At 60.2% G+C, this 12,582-nt stretch carries 5 protein-coding genes; 1 reads left to right on the top strand and 4 read right to left on the bottom strand.

From position 1 onward, the window contains the following. Positions 1-24: 24 nt before the first annotated feature. The 4 genes from JNL31_RS11850 to JNL31_RS11865 form a co-directional block, all read right to left on the bottom strand. On the bottom strand, positions 25-1,395 hold the full coding sequence (locus JNL31_RS11850) for an aminotransferase class I/II-fold pyridoxal phosphate-dependent enzyme (RefSeq protein WP_294973484.1): 1,371 nt from the start codon (positions 1,393-1,395) through the stop codon (positions 25-27). Continuing rightward, positions 1,392-8,747, bottom strand: coding sequence for a type I polyketide synthase (locus JNL31_RS11855; RefSeq protein ID WP_294973486.1), 7,356 nt, complete (start codon positions 8,745-8,747; stop codon positions 1,392-1,394). The genes JNL31_RS11850 and JNL31_RS11855 overlap by 4 nt, the downstream gene beginning before the upstream one ends. A gap of 202 nt (positions 8,748-8,949) precedes the next feature. Beyond that, positions 8,950-9,648 carry an ABC transporter ATP-binding protein gene (locus JNL31_RS11860; RefSeq protein ID WP_294973488.1) on the bottom strand — a complete coding sequence of 233 codons (699 nt, stop codon included), beginning with the start codon at positions 9,646-9,648 and terminating at the stop codon, positions 8,950-8,952. Positions 9,649-9,669: 21 nt separating this feature from the next. Beyond that, positions 9,670-11,136: a sugar transporter gene (locus tag JNL31_RS11865; protein ID WP_294973490.1), complete on the bottom strand. Its 1,467-nt coding sequence runs from the start codon at positions 11,134-11,136 to the stop codon at positions 9,670-9,672. Between the two features lie 305 nt (positions 11,137-11,441). Here JNL31_RS11865 and JNL31_RS11870 point away from each other — a divergent pair, with 305 nt between their 5' ends. Next, positions 11,442-12,365, top strand: coding sequence for an ABC transporter permease (locus tag JNL31_RS11870; RefSeq protein ID WP_294973492.1), 924 nt, complete (start codon positions 11,442-11,444; stop codon positions 12,363-12,365). Positions 12,366-12,582 lie beyond the last annotated feature (217 nt).

Genomic DNA, 12,582 nt, shown 5'->3' on the forward strand with positions numbered 1-12,582 from the left:
AGTATCGAATGTGAGCCGGTCCGATCAAGAGCTTCGCAAGTTGAAAACTGACAGAGGCAACGCGCGACCAAAGCTCGCGTCGCGAAGTTGGGCAAGTTCCTCGGCGGCAATGCTCACAGCCTTGACAATCTGGAGCTCGCTGTGCAGCGCAGACAGGAAGAAACGCAAGCGCGCTTCTTGCATTGGGACTGCCGGGAACATCACCGGTAGAACATTCACTCCACGTTTGAGCAGTCGTTCGGAAAGCTTTGCAGCCAAGATTGAGTCGCCCACCATGACGGGCACGATGGCAAAGGGCCCGGCTCTTCCCGTATCCAGACCGGACTGTGCAGCAAGGCGCAGGAACAAGGCACAGTTATCCTGCAGCTTTCGCACGCGTTCTGGTTCATCGTTCAGAATTTCCATCGCGCGCAACGCCGATGCCGCCAGTGCAGGGGCCAGAGCGACAGAATAGACGTACCCGGACGCATACGCCCTCAACAGGTCGATCAGGGGGCGCGACCCGACGATAAAGCCCCCGGTCGACGCAAGTGTCTTTGACAGTGTTCCCATCCAAATATCGACGTCGGCCGCGTTGATGCCACAACCCTCGAACGACCCCTTGCCGGTTGCCCCGACACAGCCAATCGCATGGGCTTCGTCAACCATGAGCCAGCAGCCGTACTTCCGCTTCAGCGCTATCAGCCGATCGAGCGGAGGGATGTCACCGTCCATCGAATAGAGGCCCTCGACGATGATGAGCGCGTTACGAAACTGCGCGCGGTTCTCGATCAGAAGGGTTTCCAGGGCTTCCATGTCATTATGCGCAAAGCTGCGCCGTGCAGCGCCTGAAAGCTTTATCCCCACCTGAATGCTGTTGTGGGAAAGGGTGTCGCTAAGCACCAGATCGCCTTCGCCCATCAGGCAACTGATGGTTGAAACATTCGTGGAATGGCCGCTCACAAAGACCATAGCGGCGGGAAGGCCGTAGTGGCGGGCAAGCGCGGCTTCAAGTTCGTCGTGCACGGGTCGGCAGCCTGCCACCAATCGGCTGCCAGACGGCGAAACTCCATACCGGTCTATCGCATTCTTGGCAGCTTCAGAGACCCTCGGATCGGCGTTCAGGCCGACATAGTCGTATGAAGCGAAGTTCAGGACCTCGCGATGGTCGATAACTGTCGTGCTGGCCGCATGGCCCTCGTGCATCCGGAAGTATGGTTGCTGGACATCCATCGCCGCATTAACCTCACGGAGTCGCTCCAGAGTGTGATAGTCGGATAGTTGATCAAAAGGGACGGCCGCAGGCCATTGCGCAGTTGAACTATGCCCTGCGGCAGGTTCCCGGCTCTTGCGCCGTTGAGCCGCAAGACGAGCAGCAGAAAGTGCCACTTCGTTTTCCTGGTCTGGTTCCCTCATTCCGCAGCCTCATCGTGGTGACTGCCACTGTCCAATGCGAGGGATAGGTGCTGCATCGCGAGCTCGGCATCCGGACCCTCAAGCCCTTCTGACGATGTCTCTCCATGGATGTGGCGAACGATCCGGTCGGCGATGTCAAGAATGCTGAGATCATCCGAAACCGCCGTGATTGGCAAATCATGCCCCAGACTGTCCTGCATCGTCAGCCCGAGTTCGACGCCCATAAGCGAGTCGATCCCCATTTCCGAGACCGGCTTGGACACTTTGACCGCCTGCTCCGAGAACTGCAGGATGCGGGCGACGTGGCCAACAAGCCAGATGATCAGACGCTCCTTTGCCTTTTCGAAGGGCAGTCCGACCAGCAAACTGCGCAGGTCTTCATCACCAGTGGACACCTCCGCACTCCGCCCCAAATTCACAAGAAGCTTGAATGAGGGCGAACTGAGCGAGCGCAGGGTCGCGGAGACGGCATTCCACCCCATAGGGGTAATATGGATCACCGGATCGGCGGCGTCGCCTTGCGCAAGAATGCGATCAAGGGCGCGCATCGCCTGGAGGCTTGAAAAGTCGACGTCCCCGGACATGCGTCGCACGAGTCCCGCCTTGTCTTTGTCGCGCGAAAGGTAGCCCACATCGGAAATACCACCCCAGCCGATGGCAACGGCAGGCAGGCCCAACGCGCGGCGTCGGCGCGCGATACCTTCGAGGTAGCCATTGGCCGCAACATAACTGGACTGGCCGTGATTGCCGATCAGCGTTGCCAGCGAGGAAAAGAGGACAAAGTAGTCAAGCCTGTCTTCTCGGGTCAACAAATCCAGGTTCGCCCCCCCCGCGACCTTTGACGGCAATGTTCGGGCAAGGACGGCCACATCCACTTTGGTCATGGGCATGTCTTCAAGTACCATGGCAGAGTGGATTATTCCGGAAAGGGGTCTTTCTGTCCGCAAGGCTGCAAGCGTTTCCTGCAACGCATTGGTGTCAGCGACGTCGCAAGAGACAAATCGCACTTCTGCACCTTCGTCCCTCCAGCGACGGTGCCTTAGCAGAGCATCATCGGAAGGCTCGGCCCGTCGGCCGATCAGGACGACATGCCGCGCACCTGCGTCACCGATCAGCCAATCGGCGACCTCTAGCCCTAGCCCGCCCAGTCCCCCAACGACAACGTGGAAGCCGTCAGGGTCAGCGCGATATCGGGGGAGCGCAGCGGACAGTTCGCCCGCTTCCATGGGGCGGATCAGAATTTTTCCAATGTGACCCGACTTTTGCATCAGGCGAAAGGCAGCCCTCGTGTCAGCGCCGTCGAAGACGCGATACGGCAAGGGACGCAGGCCGCCGTCATGGAACGCGGCCATGATCTCGCTGAAGATTCCGGTCGCAAGTTCAGGCCGATGCTCCATCAACTGGTCAACATCGATCCCGTGATAGCTGATGTTCTCTTTCAGAGCGCGCAGGCCGATCCCGGTGTTGGAGTAGAAGTCCTGCTTGCCAAGCTCAAGAAAACGTCCAAACGGAGCAAGACAGGCAAGGCTGCGCTCCATCGCCTCGCCAGCAAGGGAGTTTAGAACGATGTCCACACCGCGCCCCCCCGTAAGCGACCGGATATCTTCGGCAAAGATCAGGGACCGGCTGTCGAGAACATGCGATACTCCTTCGGCACGCAGAACGGCGCGCTTGATGGCAGAGCCTGCAGTTGCAATGATCTTCGCGCCCTTGCGTTTCGCGATCTGGATGGCGGCAAGACCAACACCCCCCGCTCCGCCATGGATCAACACCCATTCGCCGGCTCGCAGTCCGGCAAGCACATCGAGGGCGTACCAGGCCGTAAAGAAAGCGACGGGAAGCGTGGTTGCCTCCTCGAACGAAGTGCCGTCAGGAATCGTTGCGGCAAGATCGGCACGCACGACCTGATGTGAGGCAAAGAGCGAGGGACCGAAAGCCAGGACTCGGTCTCCGGTCACAAGGTTCGTCACACCGGGCCCGACCCTTGTGACCGTGCCTGCGCACTCGATGCCGATGGTCGGTCCGGCAAAGCCGCGTTCGACCGCTTCCTCCGGCAAGAGGCCCATTGACCACATCACGTCACGGTAGTTCAAGCCGGTCGAGGCGATGGCGATCTCCACCTCTCCGCAAGATGGCGCGGGTCGCGCCTCTGACGTCCAACGCAGATCATCCAGCCCGCCAGCGATCGGAGCCTCAAGAAAACTGCGCATTTCCGACGGACCGGCTGACGAAAATCCACCCTGCCCGTGGATCACGCGCATGGCCATCGTGGCGCTAGGGCTCAGGACTACTTCGGTTTCGGCGGAAGCGGAGGCTTCAATGGCTGCGATACGATCCGCAGCCCTGACGGGCGGCGAATCTGGATGGATATCGTAGCAGGCGATGGGAAGCGCCGGGCTTTCGTTTGCTACGGTGCGCATCAACGACCAGAGCGCGGTCTGGCCAGGTTCAACCGGACCGTTCTGACCGGACCCACCGGGGATAATTGCCACAAGCCGTTTCCGGCTGGCAGAGATGTCGGCGCAGATATCCTTTAACGCTAGAAATCGTTCAGAAAGAGCGACGACTGGATCGGCATCGTTCGGTGCAGGCGGGAACAGGACAAGAGCGCGTTCGCTCCTGTCCAGCCGGTGAAAGGGCCGTTCGGACGTGGCACCAGCAGCAAGCAAGACGTGGATGTCACTCGCCAGAACAGGATCAGCGACCCCGAGCACCATCGGTACAGCTGCGGCATGAGCAACCAATATGGAAGCAGTACCGCAGCCCTCGGGCAAGGACGCGATCTGAACCTTGGCCAGTCCTGCCTGCGTGGCGAACGACGCAAGTCTGCCGAGGTCAAGATGACGGGCGGACGGACCATCCGGGGAGGTCACGTCGGAAAACCAACCCGGATTGGTGCCCGATACAAGGTCGGCAAAATCCGAAGGTGCGGGGTCAACAAGCGCAATCGTCCCAACCGGTGATAGTGTCGCCCCAAGGCTTTTCAAAAGGCTGGCAGGCGAAGGCATGCGGAACAGGAGACCGTGTACAAGAATCAAGTCGAACGCACCGGCCGCCGCCAGTGCTTCTGCCGTACCCTGGATCTGCGTCACGCGGTCGAGGGGCAAAGAGACGGGGGCCGCAGGTTCATCCACGGGTGCAACAAGGATTTCGTGAAACGTGGCAACATCAGCCGGGAGATCGCGCAACAGCTTTGGCAGACACCGGGCAGCTCCGTCTGTAACTTCAGCGATGCGAAGAATACATCCACGCTGCCAACCCTTCGCCATTCGCAAGACTGCCGACGACAGGACCGAAGCACTGCGCTGAAGAAAGATCGAGCCGTCGGTCAGATTTGCCAGTCCGTCACGCCCGAAGATGGATGTCGGCGTCGAATGCTCTTCGATGTCCCGCAGCATGTTTGGCAAGACCACGCGCAGATGTTCCAGCATGGCCCGTTCTGTCCCAAGCGTGGGATGGGCGCGGGCAATGTGGGACAGCAGCCTTTCAGGATTGCCGGTTGGTGGACGCTCAATCATGCGCCAGCCTCCCGGTAGCCGTTCGATGGCTTCGGCGCGTTCGCAAACGGCCAGCAGTCCGGCAGCATATGGCGTGGGCCAGCTCATCTGCGGCGGAAGCACTCCGGAGGCATCGGCGATGGCCCGAAATCCTTCAACCGCGACCGCTTGGGCGGCTGCCTCGAGCAGGAAGAAGGCTTCGTCGTCCGGGCTAAAGGCGGGCTCCCCAGCGATTGCTGCAACGGACTGTGTGTCCAAGGTTGCCACGCCAATATCCGCGGGATCGGTCGGCAAAAGAATCTGCCGGAACGAATGGTGTGCCAGGCTGATCTCGCGCTGCAGCCGCACAGCCTGGAACCTCACCCCTTCCATCAATGTGAGCCCGTACCCTTCGGCATCGAATAGGGCGAACCTTGCAACTACTGAACGTTTTCCGAGCCGCGTCACTTCGATCCGGGCCGAGGCGACACGGCCCCTTGGCCTCAGAAGCGTCAAGCGTTCAATGTGGACCGGGATATAGCCCATTCGGTCGGAAGCAGTCTCGGACCCTTCCAGGGCGGCGATCAGTCCATGAAAGGCAGCGTCGGTGCCGGGGATATCTAGCAGCGTCGAGATCTCTGCCTTGCCAGCCTGTTCGACAGGGTCAAGGAAAACCTCGACCATTCCGTCACGCACGGTCCGGACCCGTCGGCAAAGTGCAAAGCCGGGCCCGTAGTTAAGGCCGACCCGCCGTGCCGAGTGATAAAGTCTGTCACTGCCCCTGTCACCGGGCCGCGGTCTGGCATCAGGTGGGGGTTCTTGCGGGCCATCCGCTACCGCACGGAAGAAGCGTGTCTGCAAATGAGGCCGTAACGGTGCATCGGTCCCTCGTGGTCGTGCGGCGATCCGAATTGTGGCCTGTTCAGCATTTGCGCGGGTCCGCACTTCGGTCATTGTCGTCCGCGAAAGAACGACCGGAGCCAGCAAGTCTACGTCACGAAGCTCTATTTGATCGGTTCCGAGAGTGGCGCATCCAGCGAAAAGGGCCATTTCGGCAAGGGCTGTGCCGGGCAGGACCACCTTGCCCCCAACGCGATGATCACAGAAGGCAGCAAGGACATGCTGGTCGATCTCGCTATACCAGGTGCCGGTGCCAACTCCATCCTCGCGACCGGGCAACAGACCTCCACCGATGTCGCCATAGCGGTTCAGGATTGCAGGCGTCCGGTCGATCCGCAGGCCTGCATCTGCCCAGCAATAGTGCGGCAAGTCTCGCCTGATCCTGCGGGGCGCGGGATACAACAACCGCCGATCGATCCTCAGACCATGGGCCATTGCGCGCGCAAGGCACCGTTGGACCGGATTTATCCCAGTTGGTTCGGCCTTTTCGAAACCGTGCAGGATCGCGGGCTTTCTGTCGCTGTCCAGACATGCCGCCATGTAGCTGCCCAGAACGGGCGAAGGGCCAATCTCGAGGAATGCGCGCAAGCCCATGTCCTGCATGGTGCGAATTGCCGAAAGGAATGCCACCGGTCGGCGCATGTTGGCGCGCCAATAGGCTGCACCAAGGTCGGTTCCCCTGGCAAGTTGCCCGGTCACCGACGACACAAAGGGCACGCGGGCCGGGCCTGGAGCAAAGGCATCCAGATCGGTGTCCAAGGCGGACGCAACCTCGTCCACCGGCGAGCCGTGAAAGGGATATTCGATCGCAAGCAGAACCGCAGGCCAACGGTTGACCTGCCGCGAATAGCGCATGAAGGCCTCGATCCGTTCGGCCGAACCCACAACGGTCACGCTTTTCGGACTGTTCTCCGCGGCGATCTCGACCCCGCCGCCGAATGCTGCGATTGCGGCCACGACATCGTCCGCTGCGGCTTGAATGGCCGCCATCCGGCCGCGGCCGCGCAACCCTTGCAGCGCCAGGCTGCGACTGTGAACAAGCTTCAGTGCCTGATCCAGCGACAGCGCCCCCGAGGCGCATGCCGCGGCAACCTCACCGCCCGAATGCCCCATGACCGCCGCTGGAGCGAGGCCCCGATCCGCAAGCGACCAGGTCAGCGCCATCTGATCGGCGAAAAGCAGGGGTTGTGCCACTGCGCAGTCAAGCAGACCGACTTCAAGATCGGATGACTGCATGCGCGCAATGATCGACCATCCGGCAATCTTCCTGAAGGACCGATCAATCTTTCTCAGGCCGCGGGCATAGACCGGATCGGCGGCAAGAGCTGCCAGCCCCATGCCAGCGTACTGCGATCCGCTCCCGGAATACACAAAGGCAGCGGGCGCATCCGTCAGATCACTTTGCGCAAGGATCACGCGCGGGTCGGACCCACCCTCCGAAACTCGTGTCAAGGCGGCGACAGCAGCGTCGGAGGAATCGCAAATGACGGCGGCCCGATGTGGATACACACCGCGAAACTGCGCCACCTGGGACGCCAGCGCGGCAATCGGGGCGGAAGTTTTGCGCGAATCCTCCGCAATCAATTCAGCGTAGGCCTTCATGCTCTTGCCAAGCGACTCCCTGGCGAAAGCCGAAAGCAGCAGCAGTGGCTCTCCTGAACGATTGGTTGCGCTGGGCGGTGGCTCGCCCTCGTCGCGAACTTCGCGAAGAATGGCATGGGCATTGGCCCCGCCAAAGCCAAATGAACTGACACCCGCCAGTGCCGGCTTTGCCGACTTGGCAAAGGGCACATGGTCCTGAGCCACGGAAAGGTTGAGGCCTCGAAAATCGATACTCGGATTGAGCTCTCCTGCGTGAAGTGTCGCCGGGTAGCAGCGACGCTCCAGCGCGATGATGGCTTTCATCACACCGGCAATCCCGGCGGCCGGCTCAAGGTGGCCGATATTTGACTTGATCGAGCCGATAACCAGCGGGGTCTTGCGTTCGCGACCCAGGACCTGGCCGAGAGATGTTGCTTCGACCGGATCACCGGCAAGAGTACCGGTCCCATGCGCTTCCACGAAAGCCAACTCGTCCGGGTCTACTCCAGCCTCTCGGTAAAGCCGCCTCAGCAGGGAGGCTTGCCCCTCGACCGAAGGAAGCGCGACATTCAGTGTGCGCCCCGCAGTATTCGTGCCAACCGCCACAATCTCGCAATAGGCGCGCCGCGGCCAAATGGATCCCAGGTTCCTGCGTTCCAGAACCAACGCCACCGCGCCTTCTGACCTCGCGTAGCCATCGGCTTGAGCCGAGAATGGCTTGCAACGCCCGGAGGGCGACAACATCCGGGCAGCAGAAAACCCAACATAGTGAATGGGATCCAGGATGGCGTTGACCGCAGCGACGATGGCAAGGTCGACTTCACCGGCACGCAGCGCATCCTCGGCTTGCTTCAACGCAAAGATGGAAGATGAGCAGGCCGTGTCGATCGTGCTTGAGGGGCCCCGAAGGTCAAGCACATGCGAAATGCGGTTCGCAATCAGGGAAAGGCTATTTCCCGTCATCAGATAGGAATCGGTCAGGGTGGCGTCCTGTGCCAACCGCGTGGCATGTCCCATTGTCGAGCACCCGACAAAGACACCCACTTGCTTTCCGGCCAGACTGCCAGGGGGTATCCCGGCATCCTCCAAGGCTTCCCAAACGACGTGCAGAAGCAAACGCTGCTGGGGATCCATCTGCCCCGCCTCGCGCGGGGAGATCCCGAACACTGTTGGATCGAACGCCCAAAGGCTTGGAACGATCCCGGCGGCGAACGTGTAGGTCTTGCCCTTTGTTCCCGGCACCGGATGCAGGAAAAAGTCGTGCAGCCAGCGGTCCGCCGGAACGGACGTGACCGTATCTTGTTTTCCGAAGAGAACTCTTTCAAGTGCTGAAGTATCTGGCGCTCCAGGCAAACGACACGACCTGCCTGTAACGTAAATCTTCATGCGCTTCATGATCCCATTGGCAGCGCGAGAGCAGGCCTTCTTGAGCAGGACCTGTACCTGCACGTCGACGTATCGAACACTCGAACGAATGGGCAAACACGGGGGCCGGGAACCTGGCCTTCGGCGGGGATGGTCAGGTTGTATCGAGAAACAAGCACCACGCCAGTTGCGCCTTGTCTGGCGCATTCCAAGGGAACAGATTCACACTGTCTCACTCGTCATCGGGATCTTCGTCATCGGCCCTCAACCCGAGCGTCTGATGAAGAATGGCTTCATGATGCGCGATTGCCTCTTCCAAGTCATCATAAACATAGAGGCGGCCCAGATCCAGCACCGCGCCCATGGTACAAAGTTGGCGCAGCTTGTTCATTGAATGAGAAACGTAGACCGCACCACCGTTCCGCATACGATCCATGAACACCCGTCGGCTCTTGGCCTTGAACGCCGCGTCACCCACGCTGGTGGCCTCGTCAACCAGGTAGGTGTCAAAGCGGATGCCCATGGACACCCCGAATGACAGTCGCGACCGCATGCCTGAGGAATAGCTGCGGAAGGGTTGATAGTACTGATGCCCCAGTTCAGCGAAATCCTCGACGAATGCGCTCAGCTCTTCGGTATCGACACCGTAGATGCGTGCGATGAAGCGGATGTTCTGCGCTCCGGTCAGGTCCCTGTGAAAGCTGCCGCGAAATCCGACCGGCCAAGAGATTGTGCCGTTCGAAACGACCGAACCCGTATCCGGTTCAAGCGTGCCGGCGATCATCGACAACAGTGAGGACTTGCCTGCTCCGTTGACGCCCATCAGCCCCACCCGCGCGCCGGTCGGGAAGGTGGCGGTGATGCCGTCGGCCACAACCCTGGGTTCGCCTCTGACCCAGAAGGTCTTGCTGACGTTGTCTAACCTGATCATGTCGGACCGCCCTCTTGTTGATCAGCGCCGGTCACGAACCGAGTAGTAGATCAGCGCACCGGTAGCCCAGACCAGAAAGGCAAAAAGCACGAACACAGCGAGGATAACCTCGCGCTGTGGATAGCGCGAAGTTTCTGCCAGCGTAGGCCTGATATGAACAGCCAGATAGCGCGACGTGCGCTGTGCCGAAATCAAGGCGGCATCATAACTCGCTTGCGCCCCCGTATAGGCTGTCTCGGCAAACTGGAGGTCGACCTCCAGCCGTTCGAATTCGCCGACCATCGTCGCGTAGTCTTCACCTCCCGGCCCCTCACCTCCGGCCCCGAAGCGCGAACGTTCATCGGTGATGCGGCTGCGGATCACCTCGATACGGCGTTCCAAAGTGCGAATGCGCGGATCATCCGCATCGGTGGTCAAGCGCAAGAGATCAATGTCGATCAACGCCGTCGCGAGTTCGGCCTGCAGCGTGTTCAAGAGCCCCATCCGTCCCTGGATGTCGAGAGCAGGGTCCACGATCTGGGTCTGCATCCGGAATTGCGTCACGGCGAGGCGGGCCTGGCGCAGCCGGTCGAGTGCAGCGTCGAGCTCATCCCGGGCATAGCGCGTGGCGTCAGCCCGTGCGATGGCCGAAAGCTCGTTTATCCGCAGCGTGCTTTCGTTCAGGATCGCCTGAGCAATGCTCCGGGCATCTTGGGGTGTGAAGGCCCGGGCGGTGATCTCCATTAGCCCAGTGTTGGGGTCATAGGCAATCTTCACCATCCGTGCCCAATATTCCACCAGATCCTCGATTGAACCTGCAGGGTCATAGGAAAATACCGGATCATGCTCGATATTGCCGGAGTAGATCCGGGTCAGATCGAGATTGGCATTGATCCGATCGACCATTTCCTGGCTCTGGATGAATTCGTACAGGATATCTGTATCCGTCGAACTGGCTCCGGAAAGTTGCCGGAATTGTCCCAGCAGATCGGGAGTCGGGCTGGTTTCTTCGGACCGGACTGAAAACCCCACCACCGAGGAGTACTGATCAACCGCGACGGCCCAGAGATAGGCCGCGACCAGAGCCCCCGGCACGACCACCAGGGCGACAAAGCTGAATAGGAGCATCCAGTGCCGCCGCCGTGGCCGGGCTGCAGCTGCGGCCGGGCGGATAATGATAGGTGCCAACTCACCCATTTCCTTGCCGACGCGTCCGCGCTGTCGGCCAAGTCCTCGATTCACGGTCGTTGTGGGCAAGGTTGTGGCAGGCGGACCGGAATCCCCAGCCCCGTCTCCGGCTGGCACTTTCGAACGATTTTTCGCGTCACTCTCGCTGGCATTCCCGGTACTGGTCACGTCATTCTGATCATCTTGCGCATCCGGACCTTCGCTTAGACCTTTTCGGCTCCGCCGTGCTGCCTGACGCTGCGCCCTCAGGGCGACGGTCGTCGGATTCATTGAACCACCGCTTTTCGGACCTGCAGCGTTGGCCCGCTTCACCGGTTCCATGGTCTGGCTTGCTGAAACGCCTGTCTCTGCCGCGACAAGCGTAAGTCTACTCGCCGGGCCGGTTCTCTGATATTTCTTGTCCAGGATTAACGTCATTGTTCGGCGTACAGCTCTGACGATTTCTTCGAACGACAGTTCGGGCATAGAGGCCCGGGGCACTGACAGGGCCGTACATCGCCACTACATCAGGATCAGGCGAAACCGTTGTCAGGTCTTTCGCGAACCTGTGTCGCCTGATAGAAGTGCGCTCATCGCGGCACCTTTGGTCTTGACCCTTATCTACAGAAGCTGAACGGAAAAATCTAGTGCCCCGCTCCGAAGATTTTGGCAAAGCGCAAACCAGTTCGCGCGCACCGAGCGACAGAACGGGGCGTTGGCAAATGCTGCGGGGTGATGAAACGGCGCCAGATGATCCGCACCGACCTGAGCGCTTTCCACAGTTTCCAGTCCCGCGCGCGCCTCGCTACCGCACCTCTCGATCCGTCGTTGCGTTGATGCTGCGCGAGATGTCCACCACCTATGGTCGCTCGCCGGGCGGGTATCTTTGGGTCATCCTTGAACCTGTGGGCGGGATCGCGCTGTTCTCCTTGGTGCTGGCGTTCGGGCTGCGGGTCAAGTCACCTGGGCTAGGTACCAACTTTCCACTGTTCTACGCCACGGGCACCCTGTGCATGATGATGTACCAGCGGGGCGCAAGCTCGGTGTCCAGGTCGCTGGCATTTTCCAGCTCGCTGCTGTTCTATCCCGGAGTGAGCTACATCGATGCCATCTTGGCGCGATTTCTGGTACATTTGCTGACCTATCTTCTGATCAGCTATCTGGTTTTCGGCGGCGTGCTGCTGTTGTTCGAGACGAGGGCTGCGCTGGATATACCATCGATCATCCTGTCATTGATCTTGGCTGCCCTATTGGGGCTCGGAATTGGCTGCCTGAACATTTATCTCTTCTCGACCTTTCCGCTGTGGGAGTCGCTTTGGGGTATAGTGACCTTCCCGCTTCTGATCTTGTCGACTGTGTTTTACACGTTTGAGGCACTTCCCGCGCAGGTGCGGGACGTGTTGTGGTACAACCCGCTGGTTCACGTGATCGGGATCATGCGTCGCGGGTTCTATCCCACTTACGGGGCGACCTGGACCAGCTCGTCCTATGTCTTGGCGTTTGCCATGGTTCCACTCGTCATCGGGCTCTTCCTCCTGCGCCGCTATCACCGCGACATCCTGAACCGCTGACATCCACCCGGGTGCCATGCACGTCTTTGGCGCCAGAGGGGCTAGTGACCTGAGCCCCTGAACCTTCTAGACTATTCTTGGAGTCCGTCCATTTGAGGAGACGGACCAGGAAGCAATCGCGTTTCCGCGTGCACACGGGCCTCTGCGACCTCGACCACCGGAGTTTCTCAAACGGTCGGCAAATGACTAAGCTTAACAAGAGAGTCAATTCCTGAGC

It is taken from the genome of Tabrizicola sp. (assembly GCF_016792905.1).
Classification (GTDB): domain Bacteria; phylum Pseudomonadota; class Alphaproteobacteria; order Rhodobacterales; family Rhodobacteraceae; genus Tabrizicola.